The 14,577-nt window shown below is 58.3% G+C and carries 11 protein-coding genes; 7 read left to right on the forward strand and 4 right to left on the reverse strand.

Translation table 11 applies throughout. The features are described 5' to 3' along the window. The first annotated feature begins 3 nt into the window (after positions 1 to 3). From PG5_RS27225 to PG5_RS27240, 4 genes are all read left to right on the forward strand, one after another. The gene (locus PG5_RS27225; protein ID WP_042955790.1) at positions 4 to 912 is read left to right on the forward strand and encodes a peptidyl-prolyl cis-trans isomerase; all 909 of its coding nucleotides are present in this window, start codon (positions 4 to 6) and stop codon (positions 910 to 912) included. Next, positions 912 to 1,910, forward strand: coding sequence for a HupE/UreJ family protein (locus PG5_RS27230; RefSeq protein WP_020800300.1), 999 nt, complete (start codon positions 912 to 914; stop codon positions 1,908 to 1,910). Before PG5_RS27225 ends, PG5_RS27230 begins: the two co-directional genes overlap by 1 nt. A 39-nt stretch (positions 1,911 to 1,949) precedes the next feature. Next, positions 1,950 to 4,166: a DUF3604 domain-containing protein gene (locus PG5_RS27235; RefSeq protein ID WP_020800301.1), complete on the forward strand. Its 2,217-nt coding sequence runs from the start codon at positions 1,950 to 1,952 to the stop codon at positions 4,164 to 4,166. A 121-nt stretch (positions 4,167 to 4,287) separates the two neighbouring features. After that, a complete protein-coding gene (locus PG5_RS27240) occupies positions 4,288 to 4,833 on the forward strand; it encodes a cytochrome b (protein ID WP_020800302.1) in 546 nt (181 codons plus the stop codon). Position 4,834: 1 nt separating this feature from the next. Here PG5_RS27240 and PG5_RS27245 read toward each other — a convergent pair whose 3' ends face one another. After that, positions 4,835 to 7,117 carry a heavy metal translocating P-type ATPase gene (locus tag PG5_RS27245; protein ID WP_020800303.1) on the reverse strand — a complete coding sequence of 761 codons (2,283 nt, stop codon included), beginning with the start codon at positions 7,115 to 7,117 and terminating at the stop codon, positions 4,835 to 4,837. A 350-nt stretch (positions 7,118 to 7,467) separates the two neighbouring features. Here PG5_RS27245 and PG5_RS27250 point away from each other — a divergent pair, with 350 nt between their 5' ends. Continuing rightward, on the forward strand, positions 7,468 to 8,010 hold the full coding sequence (locus PG5_RS27250) for an Hsp20/alpha crystallin family protein (RefSeq protein ID WP_020800305.1): 543 nt from the start codon (positions 7,468 to 7,470) through the stop codon (positions 8,008 to 8,010). A gap of 213 nt (positions 8,011 to 8,223) precedes the next feature. Beyond that, a complete protein-coding gene (locus PG5_RS27255; protein WP_020800306.1) occupies positions 8,224 to 9,189 on the forward strand; it encodes a ribose-phosphate pyrophosphokinase in 966 nt (321 codons plus the stop codon). A 43-nt stretch (positions 9,190 to 9,232) separates the two neighbouring features. Here the strand turns inward: PG5_RS27255 and PG5_RS27260 are convergent, their stop codons facing one another. The 3 genes from PG5_RS27260 to PG5_RS27270 all read right to left on the reverse strand — a co-directional run bounded on the left by PG5_RS27260 (position 9,233) and on the right by PG5_RS27270 (position 12,506). Then, entirely contained in the window at positions 9,233 to 10,120 is an 888-nt protein-coding gene (locus PG5_RS27260; protein ID WP_020800307.1) for a universal stress protein, read from the reverse strand. Continuing rightward, positions 10,117 to 11,490, reverse strand: a complete 1,374-nt coding sequence (locus PG5_RS27265; protein ID WP_020800308.1) for an MBL fold metallo-hydrolase RNA specificity domain-containing protein — start codon at positions 11,488 to 11,490, stop codon at positions 10,117 to 10,119. The genes PG5_RS27260 and PG5_RS27265 overlap by 4 nt, the downstream gene beginning before the upstream one ends. Before the next feature lie 95 nt (positions 11,491 to 11,585). Then, the gene (locus PG5_RS27270) at positions 11,586 to 12,506 is read right to left on the reverse strand and encodes a universal stress protein (RefSeq protein WP_020800309.1); all 921 of its coding nucleotides are present in this window, start codon (positions 12,504 to 12,506) and stop codon (positions 11,586 to 11,588) included. Positions 12,507 to 12,736: 230 nt separating this feature from the next. Between PG5_RS27270 and ftsH the strand changes: the two genes are divergently transcribed. Then, positions 12,737 to 14,557: an ATP-dependent zinc metalloprotease FtsH gene (gene ftsH, locus PG5_RS27275; RefSeq protein WP_020800310.1), complete on the forward strand. Its 1,821-nt coding sequence runs from the start codon at positions 12,737 to 12,739 to the stop codon at positions 14,555 to 14,557. The last annotated feature ends 20 nt before the right edge of the window (positions 14,558 to 14,577 follow it).

Below are 14,577 nucleotides of genomic sequence, written 5' to 3' on the forward strand. Positions count from 1 at the left end.
GTCATGAATGCAGGTGACAGCGACGCGAAGGATTCTCGACTTTCGTTATTCACGCGATGCCTTCGCCAGCCATTACTGCACTTTTTAATCGCCGGCTTTGCACTCTTTATGCTGTTCGCAGGGTTACACCGCTCCACCGTCAACCAAGACCCCCAACGCATTGAAATTACCCCGGACGTTGTTCAGCGCATCGCAATCTCGTGGTTGGCACGATGGCAGCGCCCCGCATCGGAGCAACAGTTGCAGGGCCTGATTGATCAATATGTGAAAGAGGAAATCCTCTATCGCGAAGCATTGAAACTTGGCCTGGATAAAGACGACACCATCATTCGCCGTAGATTGGCGCAAAAAATGGATTTCCTCGCCGAGGATGTAGCGTCGCTTCGTGAACCGGCACCCGGCGAACTTGAGACTTGGTACAACCAACATCAGGTCCAATATGCCCCGCCGCCATTGGCCACCTTTCATCATTTGTTTTTCGGCTTGGACCAACGCGGCGCAGATGCGCAGACCCAGGCTCAGGCCGCGTTAAGCAGGCTGACTGACAAGAACAGTGGAGAAGGCGATGCGTTCATGTTTAAAAACGCCTACACCGAACAATCCCAGGATCAGGTGGCGCGAGTATTTGGTTCAAAGTTCGCCAATTCATTGTTCAAGCAAACGCCGGGGCGTTGGGTGGGGCCTCTAGAGTCGGGTTTTGGCTGGCATCTGGTATGGATAGATGCGCTGGCCAGACCACCGGCATTGCCCTTCGAAACCGTAGCCCAGCAGGTCACGTCCGATTGGTTGTCCGAACAACGCAGCGCATCGAAACGAGCGAGTTTCGATGCGCTGAAAGCGCGCTATGAGGTCGTGGTGACCATGCCGGCTTCCACGGGTGCGATTGTCGCCACACAAACGGAGCGGCCGTGATGAGGCGCACAGCCTGGCTGCTGTTGCTGCTCTGGTTCACGGGGCTGACGGCCATGGCCCACGAGTCGCGCCCCGCATACCTGGAACTCAACGAAACGGCCGTCGGGCGCTACGACGTACTGTGGCGTACGCCGGTGCTTTCAGGCATGCGATTGCCCATTGCGCTCCGGTTTGCCGAAGGTATGCGCACCGTCGTTGAACCCATGGAAAGCGAACTGAACGATTCACTGATCGAGCGCCGGGTCATTGATGCCGGCCCTGCAGAAGTGGCAGGGCAACGTATTGAATTCATCGGCCTGCAAGCGAGCATCACGGATGTGCTGGTGCGTGTCTCGCGCCTGGACGGCAGCCTGACGACCACCCTCGTCCATCCCACACAACCCTGGATAGAGATCGCTGCCACGCCGGGAGCGCACTCGGTGGCCGGAGCGTTTTTGGTCCACGGCATCCAACACATACTGGGCGGTTTCGATCACTTGCTGTTCGTCTTCGGCCTCCTGCTGTTAGTGAGTAACGGCTGGATGCTCGTAAAAACCATCACCGCGTTTACCCTCGCCCACTCCATCACCCTGGCGCTCGCAGCATTGGGTGCGGTGCGGCTTCCCGGCCCGCCTGTGGAAGCGACCATTGCGCTGAGCATTCTGTTGCTGGCAATGGAAATCGCCCGCAAGAACCGTGGTGAAGTCAGTTTCACCGTTCAATGGCCATGGGTCGTGGCGTTCTGTTTTGGCCTGTTGCATGGCTTCGGTTTCGCCGGTGCGCTGGCGGATATCGGCTTGCCGAAGCACGACTTGCCGCTGGCGCTGTTCACCTTCAACGTGGGCGTCGAAATCGGTCAACTGATGTTCGTCGCCTTGGTATTGAGCCTTCGCGCACTGTTGTTGCGTTGTCGACTGCCAGCGCCCGCACGGCTGTATGCCCGACCGATTGCCTCTTATGGGCTGGGTACGCTGGCTGCCTTTTGGTTTTTTGAACGAGTCTCAAGCTTCTGGTCCTGAGTTGCCCCCTGCCACTGTCGTATACCGGAGACGTGGAATATGACCCTCCCAACACACTTCACCGCGCAGTCACTGTTTGGTTGCGCCGTACTTGCCGTCAGCACGCTGTCATTGGCAGAGGGCAACCCGGATCGCGAGGTTTACTTTGGCCAGACGCACTCGCACAGTTCCTGGTCGATCGATGCCTACCTGATCGGCAACCATCAGGTCGATCCCGAACAAGCCTACCAATTCTCACTTGGGATGCCGGTCAAGCATCCGATGGGGTTTGAAGTGCAGCTCAAGGGCCGACCGCTGGATTTCCATGGGGTGACCGATCATTCGGAATATGTGGGCGTGATCGCCCTGGCCAACGATCCGAAATCAGACTTCAGCAAACTGCCCATCGCGCAAAAGCTGATTGTCAAAACCCCGGAAGATTTCAACCGGGTGTTCAAATGGATCGCCGGCAGCTTGAGCCATCCGATCAAGGAGCTGATTGATCCGAAGGTGGCGGGCAACATCTGGCAGCAGAACATCGCCATCGCTGACAAGTACAACAAGCCCGGCCAATTCACCACGTTTGTCGCGTATGAATGGACCTCGGCCCCCAACAATCAAAATATGCACCGTAATGTGTTTTTCCGCGACTCGAAGAAGGTGCCGGACCTGCCCTTTACGGCGCTGGACTCGGATAAGCCGGAGGACTTATGGACCTGGATGGACGATCAACGCAAAAAGGGCAACGAGGTACTGGCGATCTCGCACAATGCCAACCTCAGTAACGGCCTGATGTTTCCGGTGGACGTCGATGAGCGTGGTCGCCCCATTGATGCCGCCTGGGCGCAGACGCGGATGCGCAATGAATCCCTCACCGAAATCCACCAGGTAAAAGGTACTTCCGAAACCCACCCCGAGCTGTCGCCGACCGACGAATTCGCCAATTATGAAATCATGAGTTTCCTGCTTGGCATGGACAACAGCACATCGAAAATCAATGGCAGTTACATCCGGCAAGCCTGGCAAAACGGCATGGCCTTAGAGGAAGCCCGCGGCTACAACCCCTATAAAATGGGGGTGGTCGGCGCCAGCGACTCGCACAACGGGGTGATCCCCTATTCGCAGGACAACAACTTCGGCTCCCACGGTTTCACCGACAGCACCCCGCAAGCGCGTATTTCCGGCAAACAGAACTCGGGGATGGTGGCCTTGCAGACCAGCACGTCCGGTTTAGCCGGCGTGTGGGCTGAAGAAAACACCCGTGAATCGATCTTCGATGCCATGAAGCGTAAAGAAGTCTACGGCACCAGCGGCGTGCGCATCCCGGTGCGCCTGTTTGGTGGCTGGGGCTTCGACAGCAGTTTGTGGAACGAAAAAGACTGGGTGCATGCCGCTTACGCCAAGGGCGTTCCCATGGGCGGCGACTTGCCGGCAAAACCGGGCAAACAAGCACCCTCCTTCGTGGTGTGGGCGGTCAAGGATGCCGACGATGGCAACCTCGACCGAATCCAGATCATCAAGGGCTGGACCAAAAACGGCCAGACCTTCGAGAAGATCCATGACGTCGCTTGGTCAGGTGATCGCCAACCGGACCAGGCTACCGGCAAGATCCCGCCGGTGGGCTCCACGGTCGATGTGTCCAAGGCGACTTACACCAACACCATTGGTGCCACCGAGCTGAAGAAAGTCTGGGTCGATCCGGATTTCGATCCGACCCAGCACGCGTTCTACTATGCCCGCGTGCTACAGATCCCGACCCCGCGCTGGAGCACCTATGACGCGGCCAAGTTACAAGTGCCGCCGCCGGCAGACGTCTCGGCCACTGTCCAGGAACGCGCGTGGACCTCGCCGATCTGGTACACGCCGACGACTGAGGACAGCAAGGCTATCGCCGGCGGAAAAACCATCGACCAGCTGAAGACCGAAGGTGCCAAGGCACTCACCAACGAGCAGTTGCAAGCCTACGTGGTGGGCAAGACCATCAAGGTGCGCAACACGGTCACTGGCCAGACGTTCGAGATCGTCTATGGCACCGACGGCCAACGCCTGATCACCAGCGTCGATGGTAAGCCGCCAGCGGAAGGGGAATACCTGAACATGCTGCATGACGGCCAGTTTGGCGTGCCGGCCAAGTATGAAATCAAGGACGGGCATCTGGTGACAACACTTGACGGCACACCCTTCGAGGCCACGGTATTCGAGCAAAACGGCAAATATATGGCGGCTCGCAGCAACGAGTTCGGTTATGTGAATTATGAGGTCGATGAGGTCAAGTAGCGGCCGAGGCCCGCACCGATGCTTTGTGTTGAACAGATCGACCCATTGCTTCTTCAGATTGCCTTAAGGCTTGGCAGGCAGGGTACTGGCTCTTTCGAAGCATCCATCTGTCGAGGCCACCATGACACGCCACTCAACGCCACAGCACTACGGACAACTGTCGATCACCCTGCACTGGCTAATGCTGCTGTTGTTTGTCGGTGTATACGCTTGTATCGAAATCAAGGGGTTGATGCCACGCGGTGGCCATTTGAGGAGTTTTTTTCTGGGGCTGCATGGATTGTTCGGCCTGAGCATCTTCGCCCTCGTCTGGGTTCGTCTGCTCGCACGCCGTCTTGCGCCGCGCCCGCCTATCGCACCGGCTTTGCCCGCCTGGCAAACCGGCATGTCACACTTGATGCATACGATGCTGTACATACTGATGATCGCCACACCCCTATTGGCTTGGCTGCTGCTATCGGCAGAAGGCAAACCGATGCCCTATTTCGGTTTTTTCCTGCCCTCGCCGATAGAAGTTGATCCGTCATTGGCCAAGCAGTTCAAGCACTGGCACGAACTGCTTGGGAGCACCGGTTATTGGTTGATCGGACTGCACGCGGCGACCGGGTTGATTCATCATTACTGGGTGGGTGACAACACGTTGATCCGCATCCTGCCCAGACGTTGATTCAGCGCCAATCCAGGTAGCGAAACAGCTCCTCTTCCTGATCAAAATGCATTCGCACAAGCGTATCCAGCCGAATCAACTGGTGCTGAATCTCATCTGCCGATGCCGTTTCTGGGGCGGCACAGAAGTCACGGCTCATGCGCGCCAGCAGATGGATCAGGCGAAAAATCTCCCGGTGTGCGTGGCTCATGGCTGACATGGGATCCTCGCCTGGCATGCTTTGCGTCAGTTGCGGATACAGTGTGTTTTCGTCTTCACGTTCATGGCGTGCCAGGGTTGTTTGCAGCTTGTTGACCAGCGCCTGCAAATCCGACTGTGCTTGTGCCAATGGACGCCGGGCAAAATCAATGGCCAGTTGATGCAGGTCGCTGAGTACTGAAGACAATGCCTTGTGCTCGTCCTGCAGGTGATCGATCTGTTGCGCTGCCAGCCTTTGTTGGCGCACTCCGCGCAGCGGCCCCAATGCACGCAAGGCGTTGATGATGATCGCCACATCGATGCCCTCTTGCACAACGGCACCGATAAGCGGCGGCAGATAACCCAAAGCCGCCACCACCATGGCCAGCAACGACATGCCCATGCCGACCAGCACACCCTGGCGGGCGATGTGGCGGGTTTGGCGGGCAATGTCCAATGCCTCCACCAGACGATCGAGACGGTCTACCAGCAGCACCACACCCGCGGCTTGTGCAGAAGCCGTGGCACCACTGGCCCCCATGGCCACGCCGACGTTGGCCGCCGCCAACGCGGGGGCATCATTGATGCCATCGCCGACCATCAAGGTGCTGGCGCGCAAACACCCTTCCTGCACCGCTCGCACTTTGTCCTCGGGGATCAGCCCTGCTCGCAGCTCGTCAATCCCGGCGGACAGCGCAACCATTTCGGCGGTTTCCAGGCGATCGCCAGTGAGCATGACGATCCTCTCTATGCCCCTGGCGCGCAGGCGGCGCAGGGTTTGCGGCGTTTCTCGACGCACGTTGTCCGAAAACACCAGCAGGCCGGCAAGTTCTCCATCCACGTCAATAAAGCTTCCACTGCACGCCAGGTAATCCATATGGCGCAACATGGCTGCACCCCAATCGGATGCAGGTGCGTCGGCATGAGCAAAAGACAACGTGCCGAAACGCACCCGCCTGCCATCGACCACCCCGCAAAGGCCGGCGCCCGGACTCTCATCCACCTGTCGGGGGATGCTCAGAGGCAATTGACGCTGGCGCGCGGCGTCGACAATGGCCTGGCAGATGGGGTGCGTCGAGGCCTGCGCCAGCGAAGCGGCCAGGCCAAGCAAACGCAAGGGGTCGGCAAGTCCATTGACCTCGATTGATTGCAGACGGGCATGGCCGCTGGTCAGTGTTCCGGTCTTGTCGAGAAACACCTGTTTGACACCGGCCAACGCCTCCAGGGTCGCGCCGTCCTTGATCAGTATTCCGCGCCGCGCCGCCCTCGAAATACCTGACATGATCGAAATCGGTACTGCCAGTATCAACGGACACGGCGTGGCCACCACCAATACCGCCAGCGCTCGCAAGGGATCGCCACTCAGTTGCCAGGCCGCTGCGGCAATCAGCAAAGTCAACGGGATGAAGAACAACGCATAACGGTCGGCCAAGCGCACGAATGGCGCGCGTGAACGTCGCGCCTCCTCGGCCAGCCGAACGATCCCGGCATAGGTGCTCTGTGCGGCCGTTCGCGTGGCGCTCAGCAGGAGGGGTGCACCGACATTGGAAACACCACTGTGCAGTTGCTCGCCTTCTCGACGAGTGACGGGCAACGATTCGCCGCTGAGTGCCGATTCATCCAGTTCGGCGGTGGGGCTCAGCAGGCGCCCGTCGACCGGTACCACCTCCCCCAGGCGCACCAGCAATGTTTGATTGGGCTGGATCTGTTCTACGGGGATCTCGCGCAACCCGCCCGCCTCCTGCAACCAGGCAAAACGTGGCGCCCGGTCGATGAGGGCACGAAGCTCACGTTCGGCGCGTTGGCTGGTAAAAAACTCCAGGGTACGTCCGCTTGCGAGCATCAAGGCAATCACCGCTGCCACCAGTGTCTGCGCAAAGGCCAGGGCGGCGGTGATCGACAGCAACGCGATCATGTCTACACCGGCCTCGCGCCGGGCCAGACGCCTGACGATCTCGACCAACAGTACCAAGGCCATCACCACGCTTCCTGCGGCCCAGCACATCGACGCCCAGTCCGGTCTTTGCCAAAGGTGTGCAACACCCCCCGCCAGCAGCGTCATGGCGCTGAGCAGGAGCAGCGCGGGATCCAGCCATTTACTGAACATGGAGGTGATTTCCTCGAAGGGCAATTCACGTTGTCGAAGCAAAAACGCCCGCGGCCCATTGAGGTAAAGCTTAGGTCTCGATTGTCTATCGTGTCCGTTTTGGTTGATGGACAGAGGCCTTGGCCAGTGACGAGGTGACAGCGGTATCGGAGCAAACCGTTTTTGCCCTCTTTCTGATTTATATCAAGCGAGTTTTGGGCATTCCCATGGACATTAGAGTCAGCGTTCGCACCATCGCATGGGGTGAATGACGCTGGCTTTGAAAGGTCAGCGCCGGGTTGATTTTTTCAGGGCGGACGGGTGTACGGACTGTTTTGAGCCTGCCCTTTAACCAAGAGGAGTCGTGAAAAATGAGCAATTCCGTGAAAAAAATGCCGATCCAGACCGAAGACAAATCAAGCCAGCATCCAGCGACCTCAGACTTTTGGCGGCCCCTGGAAAAACTGCGGCAACAGGTCGATCACCTGTTCGACGAGTTCAATCGCGGTTCTGGGCTATCGCCCTTCAGCCGTGGGTTGTTTGATGTCGAGCCCTTCTGGCGGCGCGAACTGAGCGGCCATGGCCTGCCTGCCGTGGACATCACCGAGAAAGACAAGAGCTTCGAAATCACTGCCGAACTCCCCGGCATGGATCAAAAGAACATCGAGCTCAAACTGTCCAACGGCAACCTGATCATCAAGGGGGAAAAGAAAGAGGACAAGGAGGAGAAAAGTAAGGGCTATCATCTTAGCGAACGTCACTATGGTTCCTTCGAGCGCACGTTCAGCCTGCCCAAAGGGGTCGATGCCGAGAAGATCGAAGCGAGTTTCAGCAAAGGCGTGCTGAGCATCTCGTTGCCGAAAAAGCCCGAAGCCATGAAGGCGGACAAGGTCGTGCCGATCAAGGCCGATTGACCGCGTACCTGCCCCCTGCCGGGAAACCGGCCGGGGGGTTTGCTCTTCGGACGCTTGACCACGCCCCTTGTACGCCAGTGCATCAGGATTGGCGTAAGCTGAGCGTGAATACACCTTCATCCGGCGGTTGCCTCCGAGGTCACGGTACATGCGCTTTCTTTTCGAAGTTTCAGGTAAGGCGCATTTCCTATCCCGCCTCCAAGGAGCCGCTGCATGCTGACCCTGCCCCCGCTTCTTTTTGCCCTCAAAGGCACTGAAATCTACGCCGGCCGCGTCGCTCAACGGCTTGGTTGCCAACTGGCACGCCACGAAGAGCGTGACTACGAAGACGGCGAACATAAATGCCGCCCACTGGATCCGGTTGGCGGTCGTGACGTCGTGGTGTTCCATTCCTTGTATGGGGATGGCCAACAGAGCGCAAACGATAAGCTGTGTCGCTTGCTGTTCTTCTGCGGTGCGCTCAAGGATGCCGACGCTCGTCATGTGCAAGTGGTGACGCCCTACTTGTGCTACGGGCGCAAGGATCGCCGCAACCAGCCTCAGGACCCGACCATAACGCGTTATGTAGCCGCCCTTATTGAAGCCAGTGGCGTGGATCGCCTGATCGCCCTGGACGTGCACAATCCGGCAGCGTTTGACAACGCCTTCCGCATTCCAACCAGGAACCTGCAGTGCACCGAATTGTTCGCCGGGCATTTCGCCGGGCTGGTCGGCGACGCCGAAGTGGTTGCGGTCTCCCCCGACTCAGGGGGTAGCAAGCGCGCCGAGCAGTTTCGTCAAGCCCTGGAACGACAACTGGGGCGTCCGGTTGGCAGTGCCCTGATGGAAAAGCACCGCGATCACGCCACGCTGACGGGCACTCTGTTGATCGGTGAAGTCTCAGGCAAGACAGCCATTGTTTTCGACGACCTGATCAGCACGGGTGAAACGCTGACGCATGCCGGCCTCGCCTGCCAAACGGCGGGTGCCGCCCGACTGTTCGCAGCCGCTACCCATGGTTTGTTTACCGCAGGCAGTCGGCTGTTCGACCGGCCTCTTTTTGAACACATTGCGATCGCTGACTCCGTGCCGCCGTTTCGCCTGCCACCTGACTGCGCCACGCGTCACCTGCAGATACTCGACAGCACGACCCTGACCGCCGCCTTGCTGGCGGAAAATGCTGCCTTTGATCCTGCCTGAGCATTTGCCCGCCCCACCAGGCGAGCGGAACCCCGAGACGACTTCAAACCGCCAGTACGCTGCAGGGCACTTGATACAGGATATGTTCGGTCGTACTGCCCAGAGGGTGCTCCAGGCCTTGGTACTGGGCTCTGCCCATCACAATCACATCCACATGATTCTGGCTGGCGAATTCACTGAGTGCCGTGACGGGGTGACCCAAGACGAAATGCCGGCGGTCGGCGGGCACACCGTATTGCCTGGCGAATGCAAGAAACGACTTTTCCAACGCTTTGCGCACCCCTTTACTCAACGCTGACAACTTCAAGCTGTCGCTCAACTCTTCCAGGTAGTCTTCTGACATTTCATGGGCATAGAGCAGGTGCAATTCGGTATCACACTGGATGGCCAGGCTGGAGGCCTGTTGAATGATGCGGCCATTGAGTTCGCTGTGCCCGGATTCGCCAGCCGACACGTCCACTGCCGCCACCACCTTGCGGGGCAAGGCGTGACCGGCCCCGCCTACCAGATAAACCGGTACTGGACACTGGTGCAGCAGGCGCCAGTCCAGCGAGTTGAAGAGCGCGCGTTTGAGCACGGATTCATGTTGGATTTCCTTGATCAACAGGTCGGGCTGTAATTCTGCGACGTAATCCAGAATGCCTTGCTTCATTTCATCAGCCCAGGCCACCTCGCTGGTCACGTCGATTCCTTTGCCGCGCAGTATTTTTTCCTGATCCTTGAGCCAATCGCGATGGTCCTGCAGGTAACGTTCCCGGGCCTTTTCCCGGTCGCTATCTTCGAGCAGCGACAACAATTTCAACGATGGAACCAGGGCCGCGATATGCAACCTTGCGCCACTGGCCCGGGCCAATGCCGCAGCATGGGTGATGGCCGGAGAATGACCCAAGGCAAGGTGGATGATGAGTAACAACCGTCGATACTGGCTCATGATTCGACTCCGGGTGTGAGGTCGACGCTATCGCGATACTCCGGCACCGACACCGACCACCCAAGTTCCAGGCTGATACGGCGGCGCAGCGCATCCGATGCGTTTGGCTCGCCATGCACCACAAATGTGTGCTTGGGCGGGCGCTTGAAGCCACGCAACCACTGCATGATTTCATCGGCGTCAGCATGCGCCGACAGCGTTTGCATCGGCACCACCTCAGCGTTTATCGGCACCTCCTTGCCATGGATACGCACCGTTCGAGAGCCCGCTACAATTTGTGCCCCCCGAGTGCCACCGGCCTGAAAGCCCGGCATCAACAGCGTGTTAAGCGGATTGGGAGCCAGCGCCTTGAGGTGGTGGACAACGCGCCCGCCGGTCGCCATGCCGCTGGCGGCGATAATGACCGCCGGGGTGCGTTGCTGATCAAGCGCTCTCGAATCCTCGACCGTGCGGACGAATTGCGCCACATGGCACATACCCTCGCAGTCCTCCAGGGATAATCTGTGCTCGCTGCGAAACCGCTGGTACAGGCCCGTGACGTCGGTGGCCATCGGGCTGTTCAGGTAGATGGGAATATCAGGAATCGCACGTTGGCGTTTCAATTGATAAAGGTGGTACATCAGCAATTGGGCGCGTCCCACCGCGAACGATGGCACCAGCGTAATACCCCGGCGCAACGCGGTACGGTTGATGACCTCAGCCAATTGCTGTTGCGGCGATTCGTCTGGATGTCTACGGTCGCCGTAAGTCGACTCCACCAGCAGGTAATCCGCCTGTTCGACGGTTTGCGCAGCGAACATCAAAGGATCGTCAGGTCTGCCCAAATCCCCTGAAAACACCAAGGTCTGGCCATCGGCAATCACTTCCACCGTCGCTGCCCCCAGAATGTGCCCGGCGCCCCGCAGCTCAATGGTCATGTCAGGGACAATCTGGACACTGTGGTTCAGCTCCACCGGCCGTAACAACTTCAGTGCATGCTCAGCATCTTGCTCGGTGTAAAGCGCCAATGCCGGGCTGTGCTTTGAAAAGCCATGCCGGTTGGCGAACTCAGCCTCTTCTTCCTGCAACCGGCCACTGTCCAGCAGCAGGATTTTCACCAGCTCACAGGTCGCTGGCGTGGCATAGACCGGGCCGCGATAACCATTGCGCACCAGTACGGGCAGATAGCCGCTGTGGTCAAGATGGGCATGGGTCAACACAATGGCGTCGAGGTCGTTGACCGGAAGCTGGAACGGGTCGCGGTTGTGTAATCGCAGTTGCTTGTAGCCCTGGAACAGACCGCAATCGATCAACACATGTTGGTTACGATGTTCCAGCAAGTACTTGCTGCCCGTGACCGTGCCCGCGGCACCCAGAAATGTGATTCGCATGGCCGTTTCCTTGCGCTTGCAGGGGAGCGCTATTGATCGCGCCTTTTGCACCCAGGCAAGTTGATTTTTATCAACTGTGAGCGACAGTGCCCCTTTCAGTCCGGTGGGGGTGATGGCTTGACGATCATCAAACTGCACGGGGCCCTGTTCAATACACGCTCAGCAGTACTGCCAATGAACGGGTCTTTGCCGTAGTGATAAACGGTGCCCAACACCACCACGTCGAATGCATTCTGTTGCGCGAAAAGCACGATGACCTTGTGGGGGATACCGGTCAGCGAGTGTCGGCACGTTTCTTTTATGCAATAGCGCTCAGCAAGCGCTTCGAAGGCTTCTTGCTGCGCATCTTCGATCGCGTCCCTCAAACTGTCATCAAGACTGTCTATCGGCACACTCAATGGTGCATCGCTTATTACAGACCAATGGCTGACGTTGAGTACGTGCAGCGTTGCACCACTGCTTGCCGCCAACGTAGACGCCACATCGAGTATTCGGTCATTGAGGCCCTGCGTCAGTTCTTCCAGATGGGACAGATCGATCGCCGCGAGGATTTTCAACGGCTTGGGGTGCGCGGCACTGGTCACCAGGTGCAAGTGCGCAGGACATGCGCGCAGCAAGTGCCAGTCCAAAGGTCGATGAAAGGCCCGGTCGAGTGCCGGCACGTAATGAGTATCCTTGATCACCAGATCCGGATGAAAGTCATTCACGTACTCAAGCACGTGCGTCAGGCTCGATCTGGCCCAGACTACTTCGGTGGTCACCTGCATGCCGATGCATCGTTTGAAGCGGGCTTGCTGCTCCAGCCACTGCCGATGCACTTGCAGATACCCTTCCCGCGCCTGGGCCATCGCATCATGGTCGAGCAGACCCGCCACCGCCAGTGCCGGGACATAATCGAACGCGACAATATGCAAAAAGGCACCGGTCGCACAGGCCAGTGCATACGCACGCTCAAACGCCGGGGTAAGGGTCATTTCGCCGGGGGCTATCAACAGAATGCGTTTGAGTTTGAGCATCACGTGCCTCTCCCTGAAACGTTTACTGCAAATGCAGTGACCCAAGTATCGGGCGGTACACATTGGGAGCACTGATTTTTGTCAAACAAATCGCTGGCCGTACGCCCTTCCCGTGCTCATGGAGAGATTGTTGATTTACCTCAACCATTTTCCTGCGCCCAGGCGTAGAAAAATACTGACCGGCCATCATCGTTCGTCCCTGGTCGATGCCACGACGCAGAGCCACGCCCATGAAAAAGAATCACCAATGGAACCTGTCTTACTTCGCGATAGCGTTTGTCGTGCTGACCCTGGTTCAAATTCTGTTTTTAGAACGCAATGTCGTGCAAAGCATTCCGTACAGTCAGTTTGTGCAATTGCTCAGCGAGCAGAAGGTCAGCGATCTACGGGTCGAGAAAGATCAGATCAGCGGCAAACTGCAAGAGCCTATCAACGGGCATAACCAGTTTTCCACGGTGCGGGTGGATCCGGCGTTAGCGGCTGAACTGGGTCGTTCGGGCGTCGGATTCACCGGGGTCAACGAAAACACGTTGCTCAATGGCCTGCTGGGCTTGCTGCTGCCTTTTGTCCTGATCATGGTGATCTGGCATTTCCTGTTTCGCGGGCTGGCGGAAAAGCAAGGTGTCGGAGGATTGATGAGCATCGGCAAGTCCCGGGCCAAGGTATTTGTGCAGCGCGAGACCGGCGTGACCTTTGCCGATGTGGCCGGCATCGATGAGGCCAAGGCCGAACTGGTGGAAATCGTCTCTTTCCTCAAGGACAAAGCCAAATACTCACGCCTGGGGGCGCATATCCCCAAAGGCACTTTGTTGGTCGGCCCTCCGGGAACCGGCAAGACCCTGGTGGCCAAAGCCATCGCCGGTGAAGCCGGCGTGCCTTTTTTCTCGATATCGGGGTCCGAGTTTGTCGAAATGTTCGTGGGCGTAGGCGCCGCCCGAGTGCATGACCTGTTCGAACAGGCGCGCCAGGCGGCACCTTGCATCATCTTCATCGACGAACTGGATGCACTGGGCAAAATGCGCGGCGTCGGTGCGTTTGGTGGCAATGACGAAAAAGAGCAGACCCTTAATCAATTACTGTCAGAACTGGACGGGTTCGATCCCCGTGAGGGCGTCGTGCTGCTGGCCGCGACTAACCGGCCAGAGATTCTCGACCCGGCGCTGCTGCGGGCCGGACGGATCGATCGGCAGGTGCTGATCGATCGCCCCGATCGAAAAGGCCGCCAGGCAATCCTCAAGGTCCATCTGCAAAAAATCACTGTGGAACCCGCGATCAATGCCGAACAGATTGCCGACCTCACCACCGGCTTTACCGGTGCTGACTTGGCCAATCTGGTCAACGAGGCCGCCATCGTCGCCACCCGTCGTGGAGCGCAAGCGGTCGGTCTCGACGACTTCACGGCCGCCGTGGAACGCATCGTTGCCGGGATTGAACGCAAGAGCAGTGTGCTGCGCCCCGAGGAACGCCAGGTGGTGGCGTATCATGAGATGGGGCATGCCCTGGCTGCCAGCAGTCTTCCGGCCATGGATCCGGTGCACAAAGTGTCTATCGTGCCTCGCGCGATTGGCTCGCTGGGGTATACCCTGCAGCGTCCAACCGAAGATCACTTCCTGATCAGTTGCCAGATGCTCAAGGACCGGATCGTTGTCCTGATGGCCGGGCGCGCTGCCGAATACCTCGCTTATGGCCAGATTTCCACTGGAGCTGCCGATGACCTGGCCCACGCAACAGATATCGCCCGGCAATTGATCACCCGGTTTGGCATGAGCGCCGAGCTCGGACAGTCCGTGCTGGAGCGACAAAACACCACGTACCTGGGTGAACGCATGCCGGCGCAGGGTGATAAAGACTATTCGGAACAGACAGCCAGGGAAGTCGACCTGGGTATTCGCGCCCTGCTCGATGAAGCCTATGGACGAGCCAAGGCTTTGCTCGAAAGTCGTCGAGCCGATCTGGACGCCGGTGCCCATCTGTTGCTTGAAAAGGAAACCTTGTCGCCTGAAGACTTTCCAGCGCTCATACCTGTACAGCGTCCTCCCGATTCATCTTAAATACCCCGTAAAAATGGAGT

The organism is Pseudomonas sp. G5(2012), assembly GCF_000408945.1.
Taxonomy (GTDB): Bacteria; Pseudomonadota; Gammaproteobacteria; order Pseudomonadales; family Pseudomonadaceae; genus Aquipseudomonas; species Aquipseudomonas umsongensis.

What these genes read in the sequence shown, in the direction of transcription:
- PG5_RS27230 (WP_020800300.1), top strand. Translation starts at nt 912, where the DNA reads ATGAGGCGCACAGCCTGGCTGCTGTTGCTGCTCTGGTTCACGGGGCTG.
- ftsH (WP_020800310.1), top strand. Translation starts at nt 12,737, where the DNA reads ATGAAAAAGAATCACCAATGGAACCTGTCTTACTTCGCGATAGCGTTT.
- PG5_RS27265 (WP_020800308.1), bottom strand. Translation starts at nt 11,490, where the DNA reads ATGCGAATCACATTTCTGGGTGCCGCGGGCACGGTCACGGGCAGCAAG.
- PG5_RS27240 (WP_020800302.1), top strand. Translation starts at nt 4,288, where the DNA reads ATGACACGCCACTCAACGCCACAGCACTACGGACAACTGTCGATCACC.
- PG5_RS27245 (WP_020800303.1), bottom strand. Translation starts at nt 7,117, where the DNA reads ATGTTCAGTAAATGGCTGGATCCCGCGCTGCTCCTGCTCAGCGCCATG.
- PG5_RS27270 (WP_020800309.1), bottom strand. Translation starts at nt 12,506, where the DNA reads ATGCTCAAACTCAAACGCATTCTGTTGATAGCCCCCGGCGAAATGACC.
- PG5_RS27225 (WP_042955790.1), top strand. Translation starts at nt 4, where the DNA reads ATGAATGCAGGTGACAGCGACGCGAAGGATTCTCGACTTTCGTTATTC.
- PG5_RS27260 (WP_020800307.1), bottom strand. Translation starts at nt 10,120, where the DNA reads ATGAGCCAGTATCGACGGTTGTTACTCATCATCCACCTTGCCTTGGGT.
- PG5_RS27250 (WP_020800305.1), top strand. Translation starts at nt 7,468, where the DNA reads ATGAGCAATTCCGTGAAAAAAATGCCGATCCAGACCGAAGACAAATCA.
- PG5_RS27235 (WP_020800301.1), top strand. Translation starts at nt 1,950, where the DNA reads ATGACCCTCCCAACACACTTCACCGCGCAGTCACTGTTTGGTTGCGCC.
- PG5_RS27255 (WP_020800306.1), top strand. Translation starts at nt 8,224, where the DNA reads ATGCTGACCCTGCCCCCGCTTCTTTTTGCCCTCAAAGGCACTGAAATC.